16 protein-coding genes and 1 pseudogene are annotated in these 22,829 nt (G+C 71.5%); 8 read left to right on the forward strand and 9 right to left on the reverse strand.

The genetic code is table 11. From position 1 onward, the window contains the following. Positions 1-26: 26 nt before the first annotated feature. From P8A20_RS33050 to P8A20_RS33060, 3 genes are read left to right on the forward strand one after another with little or no spacing between them, the layout of a single operon-like run. Positions 27-7,829, forward strand: coding sequence for a beta-ketoacyl synthase N-terminal-like domain-containing protein (locus P8A20_RS33050; protein WP_371934422.1), 7,803 nt, complete (start codon positions 27-29; stop codon positions 7,827-7,829). After that, on the forward strand, positions 7,826-8,413 hold the full coding sequence (locus P8A20_RS33055) for an MMPL family transporter (protein ID WP_306104822.1): 588 nt from the start codon (positions 7,826-7,828) through the stop codon (positions 8,411-8,413). The genes P8A20_RS33050 and P8A20_RS33055 overlap by 4 nt, the downstream gene beginning before the upstream one ends. After that, positions 8,355-10,142, forward strand: a complete 1,788-nt coding sequence (locus P8A20_RS33060) for an MMPL family transporter (protein WP_306104823.1) — start codon at positions 8,355-8,357, stop codon at positions 10,140-10,142. The genes P8A20_RS33055 and P8A20_RS33060 overlap by 59 nt, the downstream gene beginning before the upstream one ends. On the opposite strand, the gene P8A20_RS33065 is transcribed toward P8A20_RS33060, so the two are convergent. From P8A20_RS33065 to malX, 3 genes are all read right to left on the reverse strand, one after another. Beyond that, positions 10,129-10,620 (reverse strand): ATP-binding protein, encoded by a 492-nt coding sequence (locus tag P8A20_RS33065; protein WP_147960884.1) that lies wholly within the window; start codon positions 10,618-10,620, stop codon positions 10,129-10,131. The two genes, P8A20_RS33060 and P8A20_RS33065, sit on opposite strands and share 14 nt — an antisense overlap. A gap of 147 nt (positions 10,621-10,767) precedes the next feature. Continuing rightward, entirely contained in the window at positions 10,768-11,952 is a 1,185-nt protein-coding gene (locus P8A20_RS33070; RefSeq protein ID WP_306104824.1) for a MalY/PatB family protein, read from the reverse strand. A 2-nt stretch (positions 11,953-11,954) separates the two neighbouring features. After that, positions 11,955-13,562: a maltose/glucose-specific PTS transporter subunit IIBC gene (gene malX, locus P8A20_RS33075; RefSeq protein WP_306104825.1), complete on the reverse strand. Its 1,608-nt coding sequence runs from the start codon at positions 13,560-13,562 to the stop codon at positions 11,955-11,957. Between the two features lie 404 nt (positions 13,563-13,966). Here malX and P8A20_RS38830 point away from each other — a divergent pair, with 404 nt between their 5' ends. After that, positions 13,967-14,044, forward strand: a complete 78-nt coding sequence (locus P8A20_RS38830) for a 50S ribosomal protein bL37 (protein ID WP_370443954.1) — start codon at positions 13,967-13,969, stop codon at positions 14,042-14,044. A 116-nt stretch (positions 14,045-14,160) separates the two neighbouring features. Continuing rightward, positions 14,161-14,754 (forward strand): hypothetical protein, encoded by a 594-nt coding sequence (locus tag P8A20_RS33080; RefSeq protein WP_147960887.1) that lies wholly within the window; start codon positions 14,161-14,163, stop codon positions 14,752-14,754. Between the two features lie 38 nt (positions 14,755-14,792). Here the strand turns inward: P8A20_RS33080 and P8A20_RS33085 are convergent, their stop codons facing one another. The 5 genes from P8A20_RS33085 to rpmG all read right to left on the reverse strand — a co-directional run bounded on the left by P8A20_RS33085 (position 14,793) and on the right by rpmG (position 17,642). Continuing rightward, entirely contained in the window at positions 14,793-15,500 is a 708-nt protein-coding gene (locus P8A20_RS33085; protein ID WP_147960888.1) for a DUF2470 domain-containing protein, read from the reverse strand. Positions 15,501-15,752: 252 nt separating this feature from the next. Beyond that, positions 15,753-15,995, reverse strand: coding sequence for a 30S ribosomal protein S18 (gene rpsR / locus P8A20_RS33090; RefSeq protein ID WP_147960889.1), 243 nt, complete (start codon positions 15,993-15,995; stop codon positions 15,753-15,755). A 30-nt stretch (positions 15,996-16,025) separates the two neighbouring features. Next, positions 16,026-17,180, reverse strand: a complete 1,155-nt coding sequence (locus tag P8A20_RS33095; RefSeq protein ID WP_147960890.1) for a CobW family GTP-binding protein — start codon at positions 17,178-17,180, stop codon at positions 16,026-16,028. Then, complete coding sequence (locus P8A20_RS33100) at positions 17,180-17,434, reverse strand: type B 50S ribosomal protein L31 (RefSeq protein ID WP_147960891.1); 255 nt, start codon at positions 17,432-17,434, stop codon at positions 17,180-17,182. Before P8A20_RS33100 ends, P8A20_RS33095 begins: the two co-directional genes overlap by 1 nt. A gap of 43 nt (positions 17,435-17,477) precedes the next feature. Further along, positions 17,478-17,642 carry a 50S ribosomal protein L33 gene (gene rpmG / locus P8A20_RS33105; RefSeq protein WP_147960892.1) on the reverse strand — a complete coding sequence of 55 codons (165 nt, stop codon included), beginning with the start codon at positions 17,640-17,642 and terminating at the stop codon, positions 17,478-17,480. 70 nt (positions 17,643-17,712) lie between these two features. Between rpmG and rpmB the strand changes: the two genes are divergently transcribed. After that, positions 17,713-17,949, forward strand: coding sequence for a 50S ribosomal protein L28 (gene rpmB / locus P8A20_RS33110; protein ID WP_147960893.1), 237 nt, complete (start codon positions 17,713-17,715; stop codon positions 17,947-17,949). Then, positions 17,949-18,254 (forward strand): 30S ribosomal protein S14, encoded by a 306-nt coding sequence (rpsN, locus tag P8A20_RS33115; RefSeq protein ID WP_147960894.1) that lies wholly within the window; start codon positions 17,949-17,951, stop codon positions 18,252-18,254. Before rpmB ends, rpsN begins: the two co-directional genes overlap by 1 nt. Positions 18,255-18,507: 253 nt before the next feature. On the opposite strand, the gene P8A20_RS33120 is transcribed toward rpsN, so the two are convergent. Then, entirely contained in the window at positions 18,508-19,023 is a 516-nt protein-coding gene (locus P8A20_RS33120) for a DUF402 domain-containing protein (RefSeq protein ID WP_306104826.1), read from the reverse strand. A gap of 345 nt (positions 19,024-19,368) precedes the next feature. Here P8A20_RS33120 and P8A20_RS33125 point away from each other — a divergent pair. Then, positions 19,369-22,760 (forward strand): annotated as a pseudogene (locus P8A20_RS33125) (CARDB domain-containing protein). Positions 22,761-22,829: the final 69 nt, after the last annotated feature.

Below are 22,829 nucleotides of genomic sequence, written 5' to 3' on the forward strand. Positions count from 1 at the left end.
GTACGACTTCGTGAAATGAGACCGGTATGGGCTTCGACCCGATCGCCGTCGTAGGCCGGGGGTGCGTCTTCCCCGACGCGCTCGACCCCGACACCTTCTGGGACAACGTCGCCGCCCGCCGGTGCAGCCTCTCACCTGTCCCGGACGGCAGATGGCGACTGCCGCACCGCTGGGCCATGGGCACGGTCGACGACCACCTCGACCGGACGTGGAACGATGTCGGCGGATACGTGAGGGACTTCGGGGCGGCGTTCGACCCGACCGGGTTCCGGGTCGCCCCGGAGGAGATCCTCGGGCTGGACCAGCTGTTCCACTGGGTGCTGTACGGCGCCCGGCAGGCGCTGCGCGAGGCCGGACACGAGGAGGGGTCGCCCCGCACGGGACTGGTCCTGGGAAACCTGTCCTACCCGACGAGCGCGGGGACGGCCTTCGCCGAGCACGTATGGCTGTCCGGGGGAGCGCCCTCCCTGCTGCGCGGGGCTGCACGCGACAGACCCGACGCCCGTAACCGCTTCTCCTCAGGACTTCCCGCGCACTTCGCGGCCCGGGCGCTCGGGCTCGGCGCGGGAGCCTTCGCCCTCGACGCAGCCTGCGCCTCGTCCCTGTACGCGATCAAGCTGGCCTGCGACCGCCTGCACGACGGAACGGCGGACGTCATGGTGGCCGGCGCGGTCAACCGCGCCGACAACCTGTTCCTGCACGTGGGGTTCTGCGGCCTGAACGCGGTGAGCCGCACCGGTCGTAGCCGTCCCTTCCACCGGGACGCCGACGGGCTGCTCCCCGGTGAGGGCGCCGGGTTCGTGGCCCTGATGCGCCTGCGCGACGCCCTCGCACGGGGGAAGACCGTCCTGGGCGTCGTCCGGGGGGTGGGGCTGTCCAGCGACGGGCGAGGCGGAGGACTGCTCAGCCCCTCCCGGGAGGGCCAGGAGCGGGCCATGCTCCAGGCGTACCGCACGGCCGGTGTCGCACCGCGGAGCGTCTCGCTCGTCGAGTGCCACGCCACGGGAACCCCCGTCGGCGACGCGGAGGAGGCCCGCAGCATGGGGCGGGTCTTCGCGGACAGTCCTGACCTGCCCGTCGGTTCGGTGAAGTCCAACGTCGGACACCTGCTGGCCGCCGCCGGCATGGGGGGACTGCTCAAGGTGCTCGGTGCGATGCGCGCGGGCATCCGCCCCGCCACGCTCGCCGCCGAGGAGCCGCTGCCCGGACTGCACGGCACACCGCTGCGGGTGCTGGGCGAGACCGAACCGTGGCCCGGCCTTCGCAGGGCTGCGGTCAGTGCCTTCGGGTTCGGCGGAGCCAACGCCCATCTGGTCGTCGACGCCTGGGACGGCAGGGATGACGCCGTGACCCTGGTACCCGGCACCCGGCGCCCGCCGGACGAGCCGTTGGCTGTCGTCGCGTCAACGGTCCGTGCCGGTGGGGGAGGCGGCACCGAGGCCTTCCGGCACGCGCTTCTCGACGGCAGCCTGGTCGGTCCGGCCACGGACATCGATGTGGCGCTGCCAGGTCTCTGCTTCCCGCCCGTGGCGGTCGGGCGGGCACTGCCCCAGCAGGTCCTGATGCTCGAAGCGGCACGGGAGGCCGCGCGGGGCGTGACCCTGCCGCGGGAGCGGACCATGGTCCTCGTAGGGACCGGGGTGGACACGGAGAACGCCCGTGCCACCGCACGCTGGAGGGCTCCTTCCTGGCTGGAGGAGACCGGTGCTCCCGCCGACGAGGCGACGGCCGCACGCGTCCGCGACGCCTTCTCCGCACCCATGGACACGGAACGGGTCGTGGGCACGCTGCCCAACCTCGTGGCCAACCGGCTCAACACCCAGCTCGATCTCGGCGGCCCCGGCTGCACCGTCTCAGCCGAGGAGGCCTCCGGGCTGGTCGCACTGGACCTCGCGGCACGCGCGCTCCGGGCCGGGGAGGCCGACGCCGCGCTCGTCGGCGCCGTCGACCTCTCCTGCGAACCGGTCCACCGGGCCGCCCTCCGGGAGCTCGGACGGGAGGACCCGGCCGGGGACGGCGCCGTCGCGGTGGTCCTCAAGCGCCTCCCCGACGCACGCCGCGACGGCGACACCGTCCTCGCCCTCCTCGACGGCGACGTCAGCGGCGAGCCCGACCTGGTGATCGGCGACGGCGACGACGCGGACTTCGACCCGGCCGGGCTGTTCGGCCGGGCCCACGCCGCCCACGGGCTGCTGGCCGTCGCGGCCGCCGTGACCGCCCTGCGACACCGGGTGCTGCCGCGTACGGGGGGCCCGGCGGCCGTCGCGCCGGGCCTGCGAACCGCCCACGTGATCGTGTCCCCGCTGGAGGCGCCCCCGGCGCGGGTACGGCTGCGAGCCGCGGACGCCGGGGCCTGGTCACCCGGACCGGAGCCGCGGCTGCACGTGTTCTCCGGGCGCGACCGCCAAGAGGTCCTAACCGCACTGGAGTCGGGGACCGAGTCCGCCCAAGGGCCCGCCCGGCTCGCCTACGTGTCCGACAGCGACCCCCGGGCGCAGGGCGAGGCCGTACGCCGCTGGCTCGTCGAGGGCGGGATCAAACCGCCCGGCGCGGCTTACCGGGCCGCACCGGTCGGGGGCGAGGTCGCCTTCGTGTTCACCAACGGGTCGGCCGCGTACCCCGGCATGGGCCGTGAGGTCCGACTGGCCCTGCCCTCACTCGGCGACGCGGCCACCGCCGCGTACGGGAAGGCCCTCCCGGGGCCGGAGCCCGATGCCGGAGAGCCGGTGCTCGACCGGATCTGGGGGGCGGCGCGGCTGGCCGCCCTCCACGTCGGGCTGACGCGGGGCCTCCTCGGACTGAGCCCCGACGCCGCCGTCGGCTACTCCTCCGGGGAGTCGGCGGCCCTGGTCGCCCTGGGAGCCTGGAGGGACGTCGAGGCCCTGCACCGGGACACCCGGGAGAGCGGCCTGTTCACCAGCGAGCTCACCGGTGAGCTGAGAGGCGTGCGCCGCGCCTGGGAACGGCTCGGTGTGGACGGTGACCGGTGGGCGAGCTATCTCGTCACCGCGCCCCTCGACCGGGTCCGAGGAGAGCTGGCGGACGAGCGCGCCGTCCATCTGATGGCGGTCAACGCCCCCGGCGTGTGTGTGGTCGGCGGCGAGTCACAGGCGTGCGCCCGTGTCGTGGCACGGTTCGGGGCCGCCCACGCGATTCCGATCGACTACGACCTCGCCGCCCACGCCCCCGAACTGCGCGAGGTACGCGACCGCTGGTGGAGGCTCCACCACCGCCCCACCACCGCCGTGCCCGGGGTGCGCTTCTACAGCGGGGCGACCACCCGGGCGTACACGCCGACGGCCGAGCGCGCCGCCGACGCCGTCACGGCCCAGGGCGTGGGCACCATCGACTTCGCCGGAACGGTCGAACGGGCGTGGGCCGACGGAGTCCGGGTGTTCGTCGAGCACGGGCCCCGTGGTCTGTGCACGGGGTGGATCAAGCGGGTCCTCGGTGACCGCGAACATGTCGCCGTCGCGCTCGACGCCGAGGGCAGGGGGCTGCGGCAGCTGCACCTGGCCGTGGCGGAACTCGTCGCCGCGGGCGTACCCGTACGCGCCGAGGCCCTCTTCGGGCAACTACGCGCCGCAGCGGCGCCACCGGCGCACGACGTGCCCACCCTCACCGTCCCCGCGCACCGGGAGATCAGCTTGCCGCCACTCAGCTCGCCCCCGCCCGGACAGCCGGCGGTGACCATGCCCAGGGCGCCTCAGCTGGTGCCGGTGCCGGCGCCCGTGCAGGCTGCCGCCACCGCGGAGCCCGTCCCCGGGAACGCCGGCCCCACGGGTGTTGTCCCCACGGACGTTGTCCCCGCCGGGCCCGCCGCACCTCCCGCCGACGAGGCGACGCGGGCGACGGACCTGCGCACGCTGGTCGCACAGCAGACCCAGCGGGTGACCGCGCTGCACCAGGACGTCCTCGCCCTCCACCTCCAGGCGCACCAAAGGTTCCTGCAGACCAGGGCCCGGCTCGCCACCGCGCTCGTCCACGCGGCGTCGGCGTCGCACCGGCCCCGGCCGCTCGTGCGTCCGGCCGGACCGCCCGCACCCGTCCCCGCACCTCTCCTCCTCGGCGGAGGGCGGACCGGCGGCCTCCCGCCCGTGACCGTCTTCGACCGGGCGCAGTTGGAACACCTCGCCTCGGGACCCGTATCCGCGCTGTTCGGACCCAGGTTCGCCGAGCAGGACGCGTACGAGCTGCAGACCAGGATGCCCGGACCGCCGATGCTGCTCGCCGACCGGGTCACCGGCATCGAAGCCGTCCCCGCGGCCCTCGCCGACCTCGGCCCCGAACACGCCACCGGGACCATCCGCACCGAGACCGACATCCGGCTCGACAGCTGGTACCTCGACCCCACCGGGCGCATGCCGGCAGGCCTGATGATCGAGGCGGGCCAGGCGGACCTGCTGCTGATCAGCCGGCTCGGGATCGACCTGCTCAACCGGGGGGAGCGGGCCTACAGGCTGCTCGGCTGCGAACTGACCTACCACGGCAGTCCGCCCGGGGCGGGGGAGACACTGCGGTACGAGATCCACATCGACAGGCACGCCCGGCACGGCGGTGTCCGGCTGTTTTTCTTCCGCTACGACTGCTTCGTCGGCGACGAACTCCGCCTGAGCGTCCGCGACGGCCGGGCGGGCTTCTTCACGAAGGCCGAACTCGAGGACACCGACGGCGTGCGCTGGGACCCCGCCACCTCGCCGCCGGCTCCCGACATGCCCCAGGACGCCCCCGCGGTGCACTGCACACGGTCCTCCTTCACCGCCGGACAGGTACGCGCCTTCGCGGACGGCCGGCCCGCCGACTGCTTCGGGCCGGGCTGGGACGTCACCAGGTCCCATGTGCGCTCGCCCCGGCCGGACGGCGGACGCCTGCTGCTCCTTCACGAGGTCACCGCGTTCGACCCTGCCGGAGGGCCCTGGGGCCGTGGTTACCTCCGTGCGGAGACTCCTGTCAGGCCGGACGACTGGTTCTTCGAAGGACACTTCGAGAACGACCCGTGCATGCCGGGGACCCTGATGCTCCAGGCCGGCCTGCAGGCCATGGCCTTCCACCTGGCCGCCCTCGGCCTCACCGCCGGCAGGGACGGGTGGCGCTTCGAGCCGGTCACCGACCGGCCCTGCACCGCCCACTGCCGTGGGCAGGCGACGCCCGCCAGCCGGCGGATCGTGTACGAGGTGTTCGTGCACGGGGTCTCCGCGGGCCCCGAGCCGACGCTGTACGCCGACATCCTCGCCACAGTCGACGGGGTCAAGGCGTTCCACGGCAGGAACGCGTCACTCCGGCTGGTGCCGGACTGGCCTCTGTCGCACTGGCGGCAGCTCGGCGGGCACCGGGAGCAGACGAGCGGAACCCCGGTACCGCCGGCCCTTCTCGGCGGGCTCGTCGGCCATCGCGATCCCGGCACGGCGGTGCGGGCCGAGGGACTCGTGCTCGACTACCCGTCCTTGCTGGCCTGCGCGTGGGGGAGGCCGAGCGACGCGTTCGGCGCCGCCGCGCAGATCTTCGACGGCACGCGCAGGATCTCGCGGCTGCCCGGGCCGCCGTACCACTTCATGACCCGCGTCGTCTCGGTGCACGGACAGCAGCGCGGCATGGAGCAGGGCAGCCGGGTGGCCGTCGAGTACGACGTACCCGACGAGGTCTGGTACTTCGAGCAGAGCGGCGGGCGGACCATGCCGTTCGCGGTGCTCATGGAGACCGCGCTGCAACCGTGCGGCTGGCTGGCCGCCTATGTGGGCTGCCCGCTGACCACCGACACAGATCTGCTCTTCCGCAACCTGGACGGGAGGGGGACGGTCACCGGTGAGGTCACGCCGGCGACCCGGACCGTACGCACCGAGGCGGAGCTGACCTCGCTCTCCCGGACCGGGGGGATGATCATCGTGGCCTTCACGGTCCGGTGCTTCGCCGACGGCGTCCAGGTCTTCGAACTGTCCACGGTGTTCGGCTTCTTCCCGCCGTCGGCCTTCGACCACCAGACCGGGCTGCCCGTCCCGGAGGGCGGCCGGGCCGCACTGGAGGAGCCCTGCGCGCGCACGGTCGACCTCACGACGGGCCCGGCCCGGTACTTCGCCGGTGCGGCGGCACTGCCCGGCCCGATGCTCCTGATGATCGACAGGATCACGGGCTACTGGCCCGAGGGAGGACGTGCGGGACTGGGGCGGATCCGTTCGGAGAAGGACGTCGACGCGGGGGAGTGGTTCTTCAAGGCCCACTTCTTCCAGGACCCGGTCCAGCCCGGCTCGCTCGGCATCGAGGCCATGTGCCAGCTGCTCCAGTTCTGTCTGATCGAACGGGGTCTCACCGCGGGCGTCGCGCATCCCCGGTTCGAACCCGTCCTGCCGCACCGCGAGGTGACCTGGAAGTACCGCGGGCAGATCACCCCGGGCAACGCCCTTGTCAGGATCGATCTGGAGATCACCGAGATCGCGGAGGACGCCCGCGGCCCGTACGCGGTCGCCGAGGCACGGCTCTGGGGGGACGACATCTGTCTCTACCACGCCCGTGGGCTCGGTGTCCGTGTCGTGTCCGCCGATGACGCCCGGGCTGCTCCGGACGACGCGCGCCCCGACGCCGGACCGGACGGGAACCCAACGCCGCCCGGCAGTGAGCGCGATGACCGCCCATCAGAAGGGGCATCGGACGGCGAGCGCTCGTCCGGGGTGACGGAGCGGACGCTCGATCCCACCGCCGACACCTGGACGGGCGACCACTGTCCGACCTTCACGGTCCCCGCGCTGCCGATGATGTCCGTCGTCGACCGGCTCGCGCAGGCCGCGACCGATCACACCGGCCGCCCCGTGGCCGCCGTACGCGACGTCCGGCTCAGGCGCTGGATCCCGCTCGCCGGGCCCGTGAGGCTGCGGACCGAGGTGGCCGGGACGACGACGGGACTGGAGGTGAAGCTGCTGATGTGGCGTGAGGCTGCCACGCCCGCGCTGTCCCGGTTCGAGGAAGCCGCAGTCGGCACGGTGCTGGTGGGCGACCGGCCGGACCGCCGCCCCGAACGCTTCGCCCCGCTGCCGGACGCCGTCGCGCAGCCGGATCCGTACGCCTCGGCCGAACTGTTCCACGGACCGGCCTTCCAGTACCTGACGTCGCTGGCCGTCGGTTCGGCGGGATCCTCCGGAGTCGCCGACCTCGCCCGTGGCACGGTGCCGAGGGGATGCCTGAACCAGGGACTCATGGACGCCCTCCTCCAGGTGATTCCGTCCGCCAGCCTGTGGCGGTGGTCCCCGGAGATCGGCGAGGACGTCGTCGGCTACCCCCTGCGTCTGGCAGGGCTGGAGCTGTTCGAGGAGCCGCCGGAAACGGGCCTGGTCGAGATCGAGGCACGGTTCGCCGGCTTCGTCTCCGAAGGGGTGGGTCCCAGGCCGATGTCGGCGGTCGACATCCAGATGTGCGTGGACGGACGGGTCGCCGCGGCGCTGCGGCTGGTGAACATCCTGCTCCCCGTCGGCCCCTTCGCCGGCGCCTCGCTCGTCGAACGCCGGGACTTCCTGACCCGCCGTGGTGCCGGGGCGGGGGTGGGCCTGTGCAGGCGCACCGACGGCATCACGGAGATCCTCGCCGACGAGATCGACGAGGTGGACTGGCTCAGGGGCTCCGTCGCTGCGGCCATGGGCCTGCCACCGGGCTCCAGGGGCAGGGACCATCTGGAGGTCATCGCGGTCAAGGACCACGTCGGCCGCCTCGCCGGCGTCCACCCGTGCACCGTGGAGGTGGGCGAGGACCTGCGCTCCGCCCGCACCGCCTCCGGGCGGCTCCACCACGTCCTGGTCGCCCGCAGCGGGGACAAGGTCACCGTCAGCTCCGGCGGTGAGGGATGACCCGGACACCGCACGACGCCCCCGGTACGCCCGTCCTGCCGAGGACACGCCCCGAACGTCTGGTGCACCTGCTGTCCAGGTGGCGGTACGCGTTCCTCGCGCTGACCCTGCTGGTGACGATCGGTCTCGGAGCCGTCGGCACGGGCGTGTTCGGCAAGCTCTCCGGTGGGGGATGGACGCCCGCCGACTCCGATTCCGCGCGCGCGGACACACTGCTGCGCGAGCACTTCCGGTCGGGAAGCCCCGATCTGGTCCTGCTCGTCGGTGCGCCGGGCTCCGTCGACGAGCCGCGGGCCGCTGCCGCCGGCCGACGGCTGACCGAGCGGCTCCGTACCGACGCACGCGTGCGGCACCTCGACTCGTACTGGCCGCAAGCCGACCCGGCGCTGGTCTCCCGGGACCGGCGCACCGCGCTCATCAGCCTGCGGCTGCGAGGGGGCGAACACGAGGTCGCGGCCACCGCCGAGGACATCCGCCGGGAGACCGCCACCGGTACGGCGCCGCTGGAGGCTTCGGCCGCCGGGCGTGCGGTGGCCAAACGCGACCTGGAGAAGCAGAGCCCGGCACGACCTCGTCCGCGCTGAGCTGATCGCGGCACCTATCGTCCTGCTCATCCTCGTATGGATCTTCGGCAACCTGCTCAGTGCCCTGCTCGCGCTGTCCGTCGGCGGGATCGCGGTCGTGGGGACCCTGGCAGTCCTGCACGCCCTGACCGGGTTCACCCAGGTGTCGGTCTTCGCGGTCAACCTGACCACGGCCCTGGGCTTCGGACTGGCCATCGACTACGGCCTGTTCATCATCACCCGGCACCGGGAGGAACTGGCCGCGGGCCGTGACGTCCGGCAGGCGGTCCTGGTCAGTGTCCGCACGGCGGGCCGGACCGTGTTCTTCTCCGCCCTGACCGTCACACTGTCGATGGCGGCGCTGCTGGTGTTCCCGCTCCACTTCCTGCGCTCGCTGGCCTACGCGGGCATGAGCGTGGCTGCCCTGGCCGGGCTCACCGCCGTGCTCGTGCTCCCGGTGTGCCTCCTCGTGGCCGGTGACCGGGTCGCCGGGAGGCGCGGACCGCCACCGTCCGCCGGCGTGGGCGGTGCGGGACTGTTCTACCGCACGGCCCGGACGGTGATGCGCCGGCCGGTCCTCACCGTCGTCATGGTGGTTCCGGTGCTGCTGTGCCTGGCGAGTCCGTTCCAGCGCGTCGAGTTCGGACTCTCGGACGACCGCGCGCTGGGCGCCGCCTCACCCGTGCACCGGGCCACCGACGTGGTGCGCGACGACTTCGACAGCCGGGCGACGGCCATGGCGAGCATCGTGCTGCCCGGCCTCACGGGTACGCCGGCGAGGAGCCTTGACGACTACGCCCGCCAGGTCTCCCTGACCTCCCACGTGCTCAGGGTGGACACCGCGACCGGTTCCTACGCGGGAGGGAGGCCGCAGGCCCCTCCCACACCGGCGTCCGCCCGCTTCTCGGGTCCGGAGGGCGGATGGCTCTCGGTCGCCACCGACGCCGAGCCCTTCTCCGCCGAGGGCGGCGCACTCGTCCGCGCACTGAGAGCGGTGCCGGCCCCGGTTCCCGCGCTCGTGGGCGGTGACGCCGCTGCCCTCGTGGACACCGTAGCGGTGGTCGGCGAGCGGCTCGGATCCGCGGTCGCGATCATCGTGCTCGTCATCTTCACCCTGCTGTTCCTGTTCACCGGCAGCATCCTCGTGCCGGTCAAGGCCGTCCTGCTCAACCTGCTCAGCCTCACCGCCACGTTCGGGGCGATCGTCCATGTCTTCCAGGACGGACACCTGCGCTGGCTGGTGGGGGACTTCCTGGTCACCGGCACCACGGACACGCTGCTGCCCGTGCTGATGTTCTGCATCGCCTTCGGGGTCTCGATGGACTACGAGATGTTCCTGCTGTCCCGGATCATGGAGGAGTACCGCAGGACGGGTGACACCACCTCCGCCGTGGCGTTCGGGCTCGAACAGACCGGCCGGCTGTTCACGGCGGCCGCGCTCGTGCTGGCGATCGCGATGGCGGCGATGGCGACCTCACCCCTCACCCCGCTGAAGCTCCTGGGAGTGGGCCTCACCCTCGCGGTCGTGCTCGACGCGACCCTGGTGAGAATGCTCCTGGTTCCCGCGATCATGAAGATGGCGGGTAGGGCGAACTGGTGGTGCCCACAGCCCCTGCGCCGCCTGCACGCCCGGTTCGGTGTCTCGGAGTACGAACCGCGGTCGGCGGTCCCCGGCCTGCCGGGCCCTCGTGACGCGTCGCCCGGCGAACGTGCGGGAGGAGGCGAGTCGCCGGACGTCACCAGGGCGTAGGGCCGGCCGGTTCGGCGTCCCGTCCTTCGAGCAGCGAGATCTGCACACGGACACGCTTGCCCACGGGCTCGCGGCGGACCTCGAAGCTCTGGCAGACCGCGAGAACGATCTCCAGGCCGTGCTGCCCCGCGCGGCCGGGATCGGCCCCCAGCGCGGCGGGGAGCACGGCGCCCGAGTCCCACATCGTGATGCCCAGCAGACCGCCGTCCACCTCGAGATCCAGCAGGCACGGCCCGGGCGCGTACTTGCAGACATTGGTGGCCAGCTCGCTGACCACCAGCTGGGCGATGTCCATGGACCGCGCCGGTACGTTCACACCGTGCCGCGAACGCGCGTCGGACAGGAACGCCCTGACGAAGTCACGGGCGCGGCAGATCTGCTCCGAGTCCATGTCGTACGCGGCGCTGTCCGCCACGACAGCCGGGCCGGACTCCGGCCTGTCCTGTTCGGTTCCGTGTGTTGTAGCCAGCAGTCCCATGACACATCCCCCGTCACATCAGCCGCACCACGCAGCTCGTACATCGGGCCGTGTACCCGCCTTCACCCGTTTCAGACCGGCCGAGGACGTACAGAAATTGGAGGGGCTCACCTGGCGGACACCCCTCTCGGCCGGCGTCGCCGCGTCTCAGCCGAGCCGGCGCAGCGCCCGGACCAGCGCGTCGACTCCCTGCTCCGCCTTGGACCGGGGACACCCGACGTTGAGCCGGACCCTTCCCGGGGAGCCGTAGGCCGCTCCCGGCATGATGGCCACCTTCTCCACCTCGACGAGCTCGCGCTGCAACGCGTCGTCGTCGACGTCGAGCGGCCGCAGATCGATCCAGGCGAGGTACCCCGCCTGGGGCGGCTCCCAGCCGAGCTGCGGGAACGCCCGCTCCAGGCGGTCGCCGACCACCGCGAGGTTGCCGGCCAGGTACGCGCGCAAGGAGTCCAGCCAGGGCGCCCCCTCCCGGTACGCGGCGATGTGCCCGACCAGTGACAGCACGGCGGGGGAGGACAGCCCGTCCGCCTCCTTGAGCTGTCGCAGATAGGCGTCGCGCGAGGGTGGATCGCCGATGATCCCGTAACTGCCCGTCAGCGCGGGGATGTTGAACGACTTGGATGCCGAAGTGATCACCGCCCACCGGCTTCCGTCGCCGTGCAGGGCCCAGGGACGGTGGACGTGCGGGGCGTGCGCCAGGTCCGAGTGGATCTCGTCGCTGATGACGGCGACGCCGTACCGCGCGCACAGCCGCGCCATCCGGTCCAGCTCGTCCGCGGACCAGACCCTTCCCGTCGGGTTGTGCGGGGAACACAGCAGCAGCACCGCCGTGTCGGGAAGCGCCAGCAGCCGCTCCAGCTCCGCCCAGTCGTCGAGCGGGCACGACCGCAGCCTGCGCCCGTGGGCCGCCACGGTCGCGGGGAACGCGTCGTACATGGGCGTGTGGGCCACCACGCCGTCGCCCGGCTCCGACCACAGCCGGAGCAGCTGCGACAACTGGTAGACGACGGAGGGCGCGTAGACGATCGACCCGGGGTCGACGGCCGTCGCGTGCCGTGTCGTGTACCAGTGGACGATCGCCGAGAGGAAGTCGTCCTGGCGCCACCGCGAGTAGCCCAGCACGCCGTGGTCCAGCCGCCCCCGGAGCGCGGCCATGATCTCCGGGGCGGTCTCGAAGTCCATGTCTGAAATCGTGAACGGCAGCAGGTCCGGTACCCCGAACCGGTCCTCGACGTAGTCCCACTGCGTGCACCAGGTGCCGTGCCGGTCCACCGGGACACCGAAGCCGTAGGGGTCGTCCGGAGCGGGGCCGGAGGGAGGGAGGGAGGACATGGTCAGCCCACCGGGATCATGGTGGCGATGGCGTCCTTCACCGACTGGACCTGCGGTCCGATGACGACCTGCACGGTGTGGCCGTCGAGCTTGATCACGCCCACCGCGCCGAGCTTCTTCAGCCGCGCCTCGTCCACCAGTGCGGCGTCCTCGACGGTCATGCGCAGACGCGTGATGCAGTTGTCCAGGGACCTGATGTTGTCGGCGCCCCCGATCGCGTCGAGGATGGCCACGGCGTCGTACTTCCCGGCGACCAGCTCGCGGGCAGGAGCCTGCGCCGCGTCCGCAGCGGAGTCCTCGACGTCCCCGGCGCCCTCCTCGGGCTCCTCGTCACGGCCGGGTGTCCTGAGGTCGAAGCGGGTGATCGCCCAGCGGAACAGGAAGTAGTACACGGCGAACCACACGGCCGCGATCACCGGCACCAGGTACCACTTGGTCGACGAGCCCTGGAGAACGCCGAAGACCAGCCAGTCGATGACGTTGCCGTCGGTGTTCCCGATGAAGACGCCGAGCACGGCCGCCGTGAGGAAGCCCAGCCCCACCAGCACCGCGTGGATGGCGTACAGCCACGGCGCGACGAACAGGAACAGGAACTCCAGCGGTTCCGTGATGCCGCCGACCACGCAGGCCACCACGCCCGAGACGAGCAGGGCCTTGATCTCCGGCCGCATCCTCTTGTTCGCGCAGTGGTACATCGCGAGCGCCGCTCCGGGGAGGCCGCCCAGGTAGGCCGCCATCTTGCCCTGCGAGAGGAAGTGCGTCGCGTCGGTCACCGCGGCGTTCGGCGCGCCCGCGCAGTCGAGGTGCGCGTAGAACATGTTCAGGGCGCCGGAGACGTTGTCCCCGCACACGGCACCCGAACCGCCGACGTCGGTGAAGCGGAACATGGCCACGAGGATGTGGTGCAGCCCGATCGGCCGCAGCAGCACCTCTCCCATGCCGAAGAAGAACGGCCCGAAGACACCGGTGTGACCGATTCCCCGGCCCACGGCTGTGATCCAGCCGTTGAAGGCCGGCCAGACCAGCGGAATGAGCAGACCGAGCACGCTGAGCACGAGGGCGGAGATGATCGGGACGAAGCGCAGCCCACCGAAGAAGGCCAGGGCATCAGGCATGCGCTGCGTACGGAAGCGCTGGTGGAGAAGGCTGACAACGATGCCAACGGCCACGGCTCCGAGGAGTCCCGTATCGATGGACTGGACGCCGAGCACATCGGCTATGCCGTAGTGCTTGATCGCTTCCTCGTCCTCGAGGTCGACGCCCCGGGCGGTGAGGTAGAAGTTCACCGCGAGATTCATGGCGGCGAAGCCGACGAAACCCGAGAACGCGGCCACGCCCTTGTCCTGCCGGGCGAGGCCGAGCGGAATCGCCATCGCGAAGAGGACCGGCAGGAAGGTAAAGGCGACCAGGCCCGTGTTGCCCATCCAGGTGAAGACGAGGTGGAAGCCCTCGGCCTTCAGGAAGGGCAGGTTGTCGGTGACGGCCTCGCTGGAGAGCGACGAGCCGATGCCCAGCATGATGCCGCAGAACGCGAGCAGCGCCACCGGGAGCATGAACGTCTTGCCGAGTCCCTGGAGGAATTCCCAGAGCGCGGCTTTGGTCTTCTGCATGTGTTCCGAACTTTCGAGCATGGGGGGACGGACCCGGGCGCTCGCCGTGGCGACGCGTGGACCCACGGGTGATCGGTGCGGCGGGGGCGTCGACGAGGAGGTGGGTCGTCTTCCTGCGGCGCACCCGGGGATCGCCCGATGAGCGACGCCGGACAGGGCCGTTCCGCCGCAGGGATCACATCACAGCAGGTCGGCGGCTGTCCATGGATGCCGGAAGGCGGACCGGGCCCGGTGCGCGGGTGCCGACGCACGCAGTGAACGGACCGTCGCCTGCCGTGACGTACGCCACCCGGCTGCATTCACGCCGGGTGTTTGCCGCCGCGCCGGTGGGTAAGGGGCTCAGTGATCGCCGGAGCCGACAATCCGGTGGATAGTGAGCAGAAGCTACTGAATGAGGAGGTTCGATGTCCTCGAAGCGACGTCGCAAGAAGAAGGCCCGCCGCAAGAACGGCGCGAACCACGGCAGCCGTCCCCAGAGCTGAGGACGTGCCGATGTGTCCCGGGGGGTGGCCTGTGCCACCCCCCGGACGCGTTCCCGTGGCATGCCGCAAGGGCCCCGGACCGTCGGGCCGGCGGCGCAGGGTCCAGAATCGAAAACATGGACGTCGTGAAACTGCTGGAAGCGGCCGCCCTGCTGGTTCCCGAGGAGCTGGCCACCGAGGACGACATGACGGTGGACGACGTCTGGGACCACCTCGTCCGGGACGAGTGGGAGGTGGCTCTCGGGGTGCTGGAGGAACTCGCCGACGTCCCTCCCCCGCCTCCGGCCTTCTGGGAGCAACTGGCAGCCGCTGCGGAGCAGATGCGGCTGGAGGAAAGCGCGGCCTGGTGCCACTGGCGCTGTTTCGAGACGCTCAACGGAGTCATCCGCGCCGATCTCTCACTTCGCCCGGCCCCGGGCACGGGGCGCCGGACGGCCATCCCCGGTCATGGCGTACTGCGGCCCATGTGGGACATCGGGAACCTGACGACTGCCGGCGAACCGGTCCTCGACATCGCAAGGCTCTGGGTGGAGTCGACGCCCGTCCTGGAGCCCGGTGGGCGGGCCGTCGTGCGACTTGCCCCGCTGAATCCGCCGCGTTGGCGGCACCTGGGCCCCGGCCAGGTGATCACCATGTACGAGGACCGGGACGCCGCGGGGTCCGCGGTCGTGCTGGAGGCCCGGCGACCCGCGGGCACGCCGGCCCCGTAGGCACCCCCGGGCGGAAAGCGGCGGTGGACCGGCCTTGGTCAGGTGAGCAGTTGATTGCGGTGGGAGGCGCGCCGGGCGGCCGCCAGCAGGGCGTGGATCTGGGGGCCCGCCTGGTCGAGGCGGGCCACGGGCTTCGCGAACGGCAGACGCACGTCGCGGTGCGTGCCGGGATACTCCAGGCGCAGGGTCACTCCGTAACGGTCCATCGCCAGCGGGAGGATGCGCGTCACCCCCTTGTCCGGCTGAGGTTGCACGAGGCGCAGGAGCAGGGGGACGAGTTCGCCGTGGTCGTCCACGAGATGGGTCAGCATCGCGGCCTCGCTGGTGGCGATCGGATCGGGTGCTGTCTCCTGGAGCATGTCCAGCGTGACGAAGGCGCGGCCCCTGTGGTCCTCGAAGACCGCCTGGCCGAACTCCATGCAGGTGCTCTCCGTGGCCTCCGTGCTGTACGGGGCCGACAGCAGGCCCGTCACCGTGACGCGGGCACGCGTGCGTTCACGCACGGGAGTCGGTGCGATGTCGGTGAACTCCAGCCGGACGGGGATGCGTTCCCCTGACGGGGCGGCGCCGTGCCCGTCCGGTTCGTGCAGATGGATGTGGCCGATCGCGGCTGTCCCGTCGAGCCGGTGTACCTCGACGGGATCGAGCCCGTCGCTCACCACCGTCATCGAATGGGCCGCGGTGAGGATCGCCAGCACGCGTTCGGCGGGGGTGGGCTGTGTGACGCGGGAGTTGAAAGGACGCATCCAAGTTCTCCAGAGGAGCGGGCGGGGAGGCCTCAATACGGTTACTTAGGTATGCCTAACCTAACCCATGGGTGGTGGTTCGGGTAGTCCGGCACCCCGCCCGACGGATGTTCGAGGCGTCCCTCCGTCGGCCCCGCGGCCGGCGTTCGCGCCCCGTTCTCCGGCCGCGGGAGTGTCACCGGACCCGCGGGCCCGCCGGAGAACGTCGCAGGTTCCGCGGACGGGGCGGCGGGACGCCCCGTCCGGGACCGGTCACGTGCGGGAGACGGTGTACGGAAGCAGTGCCATCTCCCGGGCGTTCTTGACGGCGGTCGCCACCTGGCGCTGCTGCTGCGCGGTGATCCGGGTGATCCGGCGGCTGCGGATCTTCCCGCGGTCGGAGACGAACTTCCTCAGCAGATCGGTGTCCTTGTAGTCGACGTAGGTGATTCCGGCGGTGTCCAGGGGGTTGGGGCGGGCCTTGAGCGGGCTCCGGTTCTCCTGGCGGCGTGGCATCGGCTTTCCTCCGGGGGTGGTGGTGCGTGGTCAGTGGATCGGGTCGAGCAGGGGGCCGAAGGCGGTCGGCAGCCTCTTCCACGCCTCGCGGCCGGCCGTGTACTCGGCGTCCGTCAGCAGGCAGGAATCGAGCAGTGCGGTGAGGCCTTCCCGGTCGAGGCCGGGGGAGACGAACACCAGGTGCTGGCAGCAGTCCCCGACCTCGGGGTGCCAGTCGAGCGCCGCGGCGGCGCGGCGGAACGGCGGAACCATGTCCCAGGCTGCGTCCGGCAGTGACGCGAGCCAGGGCCCGGTGTTCTCGACGCACAGCGCCCCGCCCGCGGCATCCCACGACAGCAGGGTGTCCGGCCGGTCGGCGAGCCAGAAGCGGCCGCGGCTCCGGGCGGCCGCGCAGCTCAGGTCCTCCAGCGCTTCGAAGAGGCGCTCGGGGTGGAACGGGCGGTGCTCCCGCCACACCAGGGTGCTGACACCGGCCTCCTCCGCCTCCTGGGGGAGGAGGGCGCAGGAGGGGTGCTGAGCGGCGCCGGCCGCCTCCACGTCGAAGCCGGCCAGGGCGAGTTCGACGAGAGCCGCCGAACCTGCCGGAACCCGGGGTGCGGTCGGGTGCAACTGCCCGATGAGTGCCCGGTCCTGAACGTCCGCGTCATGGCTGTCGACGAGGGCGACGACGGAGGCGTACTCCAGCTGGCGTGCCCATGTGTCGCCGACCGTGCGCTGATCGGTCGGCGCCGCCGCCAGCCCGGCCTCCGCCAGATCGTCACCGTTCGTCAGACAGGGCAGGACGAGTGCGGGGTCGACGGCGGTGATCACGCCGGTCACCTCGGCCCATCCCCGGCCGTGGACGGATATGACCTCGGCCATCGTCTTCGGCTCGACGGAGTCCCAGAGTTCGACGACGGCGAGCCCGGTGATCCCTTCTGCCGCGAGCCGCTCCAGTTCGGGGAGCAGGTCCTCCCGCAGGGCGCAGCAGGCGCAGTCGTTCACGAGGGGTGTCTCGCCCCGCGCCAGTTCGCCGGAGGCGTCGCGGACCGTCCGCAGGACGGTGCCGTTGACCGCGGTGCTCAGGTCATGGTGCAGCGCGACGCTTCGGGGCACCTGGCGGAGCAGCCCTTCCACGACCTCGCGGCGGGCGTCGGAGTGAAGCCCGCCGACGAGGACCACGGGCAGCTTCCGGCCGCTCTCCATCACCGTTCCCCGCGGCGGCCGTAGCGGCGTTCGAAGCGCTCCACGCGTCCCGCCGTGTCCAGGACGCGTGCGGTGCCGGTGTAGAAGGGGTGGCTCGCCGAGGAGATCTCGACGTCCACCACCGGGTAGGTCCGGCCGTCCTCCCACTCGACGGTGCGCTCGCTGCTGATGGTGGAGCGGGTGAGGAAGGCGTAGTCGGCGGCCTTGTCGCGGAACACGACGGGGCCGTACGCGGGGTGGATTCCTGGCTTCATGGTGAGTTCCTCCGGATCGGGACGAGGTGGACGGAGCGGGGGTTCAGCGCTCCTCGCGGAAGTCGACATGGCGGCGTGCGAGCGGGTCGAACTTGCGCAGCACCAGGCGGTCGGGGTTGTTCCGCCGGTTCTTGCGGGTGACGTAGGTGTAGCCCGTTCCTGCGGTGGAGCGGAGCTTGATGATCGGGCGTAGTTCGTTGCGGGCCATGGCGCTACTATATGGGAATGGTTTCCATTTTCAATACGGGGGCCGATGTCGACGAGAGGCAGGTACTCCCATGTCCGCCCATTGCCAACTGACCGGCGCCCGGCCGGGATTCGGCAACAAGATCTCCCACTCGCACCGGCGCACCCCGCGCCGGTTCGACCCGAATGTGCAGCGCAAGCGCTACTGGCTGCCGAGCGAGGGCCGGTATGTGCGGCTGACGCTCGGCGTCAGGGCCATCAGGACCATCGACGTCATCGGCATCGAGGCGGCGGTGGCGCGGATCAGGGCACGAGGGGTGAAGGTCTGATGGCGAAGAAGAGCAAGATCGCGAGGAACGAGAAGCGCAGGACGACGGTCGCGCGCCACGCGGCACGGCGCGCGGAGCTGAAGGAGGTCATCCGCAACCCGAGGACGGGGGAGCGGGACCGGCGGGCGGCCGTCGAGGAACTGCGGCGCCAGCCGCGTGATGCCAGTGCCACGCGTGTCCGCAACAGGGATGCCGTGGACGGGCGGCCCCGAGGGCATCTGCGGAAGTTCGGGCTGTCCCGGGTTCGGATGCGCGAGCAGGCGCACGCCGGTCTGCTGCCGGGAGTGACCAAGTCGTCCTGGTGACTGCCTGGTTCCGGGGGGAGGGGCGCGCGAGGGCCGGCGGCCGCGCCGCCTCCGGGCGGACATGAGGCGTGCTGTGGCGGTGGGGCCCCGGTGGGTGCCCGGGGCCCCGCGCCGTTCGTCGTGAGTGTCCCGGCGGGCGGCGCGGGCTGCGCCCGACTGTCCGAGGTGGCATGGCGATCGGCGCATGCGTCATGCGCGGTGCCGGAGGTGCTCCCGCCTGACGGGGTGCGGCCCGGGCCGCACCGCCCCCGGGCTACGCGATAAGGGCGAGCCAGGGGCGGTACGCCGAGGTGAAGGGTTCGGCGCCGTCGTCCCGGCGCACCGCCCCCGTCAGCCACGCGCAGGTCTGCCGGGCATGGGTGACGACGCTGTCGGGATAGCCGTGGCGCACCCGGTGTTCGGCGAACTCGTCCTCGTCCTCGACGTGCACGTCGCCGCCGTGGGGGCGCACGACGTCGAGATCCAGGTCCACCAGGCGCAGCACCGTGCCGTGTTCGCTCCAGCGGGGGACCGTGCAGACGTCGCAGTAGACCTCGGGGCCCGGAGCCGCGCAGAACGACGCCATCCACCACGCGTCGCGCGGGACCAGCACCACGTGGGCGAACCGGGCTGCCCAGTCACCCGAATCCGAAGTGGTCGGAGCGCCCTGCGGTGTTCCCAGCCATACGCCGTGCTCGTCCTCGCCGAGCCGGGCGGCGGTCCACCGTCCGCTCAGGCGGCCGTCGTACTTCCGGACTTCGACGAGTACGGACGCGCGCTCGGTGGTCATGCCGGGACGCCTACCCGGCGGCCCCGGCCGGCGAACCGCGCCCCCGCGGCGTGGGTGCTCATGTGCGGCCCGTGCGCGGACCGTTGACAAAAGTGCGGCCTGCTAGAAACCTGTCACCTCGACGCCGCAAAAAACTGACCGGATCACTCAAAAATCCAAGCGCCACGCGCGATTTCTCGGCAGGTGTCTCGCTCCTCGCCTGCCTGAGTTCCTGATCGTCCCCCCATCGGTGTACCGGCAGCCCGCACCCGCCCGTCGCCGACCGTCGATGCCGCACGCGTCGCACGGCCGGTGACGCGTCGCCGCGTCCTCCCGGTCCCGCAGACCCACGGAACAGAGGACAGCATGAGATGGAAACGACTCGGACGGCGGTTCGTCGTCGGTGCGGTGGCAGCCGCGCTGATGACCGTCGGACTCCTGCCGGGGGCCGCCTCGGCCGCGGTCAGGAGTACCGATCTGGCGCTCGGCAAGCAGGTGACGACCAGCGGGGCGCACGGCGCCCATCCGGCGTCCAACGTCACCGACGGGAGCCAGCAGACCTACTGGGAGAGCACCGGCGCCTACCCGCAATGGGTCCGGATCGACCTCGGGGGAACGTTCGACGTCGACCAGGTCGTGCTGAAGCTGCCGGCCGCATGGGAGGCGCGCACCCAGACGCTCGGCGTCCAGGGGAGCACCGACGGGAGCAGCTTCAGCGCGCTGTCCGCCGCCGCGTCCCGGACGTTCAGCCCTTCGGCCGGTAACACCGTCACCGTCGACTTCCCGGCGAAGCAGGTGCGGTACGTCCGCGTACAGGTGACGGCCAACACCGGCTGGAACGCCGCGCAGCTCTCCCAGGTGGAGGTCCACGGCGAGGAGGATTCGGGCCCGCCGCCCGCGAACGGCTCCAACCTGGCGCTGAACAAGCCGATCGAGGCGTCGTCGTACGCGCAGACCTATGTGGCGGCCAACGCCAACGACGACAAGCTCGGTACGTACTGGGAATCCGACGGCCACCCCTCGACGCTGACGGTGAAGCTCGGCGCCGACGCCGACATCGAGGCCGTCGTCGTCAAGCTCTCACCCGACCAGGCATGGGCGACCCGCACCCAGAGCATCCAGGTGCTGGGGCGCGCCCAGGGAGCCACCGCCTTCACGTCGTTGAAGGACCGCGCCGACCACGTGTTCAGCCCCTCGGGCAACGGCAACACGGTGACCCTCCCGGTCGGTGGACGGTACGCGGACGTCCGGCTCTCGTTCTCCTCCAACTCCGGTGCCCCGGGGGCCCAGGTCGCCGAGATCCAGGTCGTCGGGACCGCCGCTCCCAACCCCGACCTGACCGTCTCCGGCCTGACATGGTCCCCTGCCACGCCCTCGGAGAAGGACGACGTCACCGTGGACGCCACCGTGCGCAACACGGGTACGGCCGCCTCCACGGCGACGGCGGTCGACGTCAGCCTGGAGGGCGTCGTCGCCGGCAGCGCACCCGTGGGTGCCCTGGCCGCCGGTGCGTCCGCCACCGTGCAGGTCGCCGTCGGCAAGCGGCCGATGGGCGCGTACAGCGTGTCGGCGGTGGTCGACCCCAGTGACGTGGTCGTCGAGCAGGACAACAGCAACAACAGCCGCACCGCCTCGGACAAGCTGGTGGTCACGCAGAGCCCCGGCCCGGACCTGGAGGTCCTGGGCATCACCTCCGATCCTTCGAACCCCGCCGTCGGGGCGGCGGTCACCTTCACCGTCTCCGTGCACAACCGCGGGACCGCGGCCGTCAGCGCCTCGACCGTCACGCGCCTCCAGGTGGAGAACACCACGCTGAACGGCACCACCGGGGCCGTTCCCGCGGGAGGCACGGTCAGCGTGCCCATCAGCGGGAGCTGGACCGCGAAGAGCGGCGGTGCCAACCTGAGCGCCACCGCGGACGCGACCGGAGTCGTCACCGAGACCGACGAGAACAACAACGTCTTCTCCCGGGCCATCGTGGTCGGCCGTGGGGCCGCGGTTCCCTACACCGAGTACGAAGCCGAACAGGGCTCCTACAAGGGCACGTTGCTGAAGGCCGACAAGGAGCGCACCTTCGGGCACACCAACTTCGCAACCGAGTCCTCGGGCCGCGAGTCGGTGCGGCTGAACTCCACCGGGGAGTACGTCGAGATCACCTCGACGGTGCCGACCAACTCGATCGTGGTCCGCAACTCCGTCCCCGACGCCCCCGGCGGCGGCGGGACCGAGGCCACGATCAGCCTGTACGTCGACAACGCCTTCGCCAGGAAGCTGACCCTCTCCTCCAAGCACAGCTGGCTGTACGGCGACACGGACAGCCCCGAAGGCCTGACCAACCAGCCACAGGCGGACGCCCGCAGGCTCTTCGACGAGTCCAACGCCCTGCTCGGCCGGACCTACCCCGCAGGGACGAAGTTCCGGCTGCAGCGTGACGCGGCCGACTCGGCCTCCTTCTACATCATCGACCTCGTCGACCTCGAGCAGGTGGCGCCGGCGGCGTCCCAGCCTGCCGGATGCACCTCGATCACCACCTACGGCGCGGTCCCGAACGACGGGATCGACGACACCGACGCCATCCAGCGGGCGGTGACGGCCGACCAGAACGGTGACATCGGCTGCGTCTGGATTCCGCCGGGGCAGTGGCGGCAGGAGCAGAAGATCCTGACCGACGACCCGCTGAACCGCGGTCAGTTCAACCAGGTCGGCATCAGGGACGTCACGATCCGTGGTGCGGGCATGTGGCACTCCCAGCTGTACACCCTCACCCAGCCCCAGAACGCGGGCGGCATCAACCACCCGCACGAGGGAAACTTCGGCTTCGACATCGACGACAACACCAAGATCTCCGACCTGGCCATCTTCGGCTCCGGCACCATCCGGGGCGGCGACGGCAACGCCGAGGGCGGGGTGGGGCTCAACGGGCGCTTCGGTGACGACACCGAGATCACCAACGTGTGGCTGGAGCACGCGAACGTCGGGGTGTGGGTCGGCCGTGACTACGACAACATCCCCGACCTCTGGGGCCGGCCGACGGTGTCGAGTTCACCGGCATGCGCATCCGCAACACCTACGCCGACGGCATCAACTTCGCCAACGGAACCCGCAACTCGACGGTGTTCAACTCGTCGTTCCGGACCACCGGGGACGACTCGCTGGCCGTCTGGTCGAGCAAGTACGTGAAGAACCCCTCGGTGGACGTCGGGCACGACAACCACTTCCGCAACAACACGATCCAGCTGCCCTGGAGGGCGAACGGCATCGCGGTGTACGGCGGGTACGGGAACACGATCGAGAACAACGTCATCTCCGACACCATGAACTACCCGGGCATCATGCTGGCGACGGACCACGACCCGCTGCCCTTCTCCGGGCAGACGCTCATCGCCGACAACGCCCTGCACCGTACGGGCGGAGCCTTCTGGGGCGAGGCCCAGGAGTTCGGTGCGATCACACTGTTCGCCGCCGGCCAGGACATCCCCGGCGTCACGATCCGCGACACCGACATCCATGACTCGACCTACGACGGGATCCAGTTCAAGTCGGGAGGCGGCTCCGTGCCGGGGGCGCAGATATCGAACGTCCGCATCACCGACTCCGTCAACGGGGCCGGGATCCTGGCACACGGAGGCGCCCGGGGCAGTGCGACGCTGACCGGCGTCACCATCACCGGGTCGGCCGACGGTGACGTCGTGGTCGAACCCGGATCGCAGTTCGTCATCAACGGCAGCGCCAGCAAGGCGTCCGTCCGTAAGCAGTGAGGAACCGTCCCCCTGGCCGGCGCGCCGTCGAGGCGTGCGGGTCGGGGGGCCGGGGCCGTTGCGTCCGCC

Source organism: Streptomyces sp. Alt3, from assembly GCF_030719215.1.
GTDB lineage: Bacteria > Actinomycetota > Actinomycetes > Streptomycetales > Streptomycetaceae > Streptomyces > Streptomyces glycanivorans.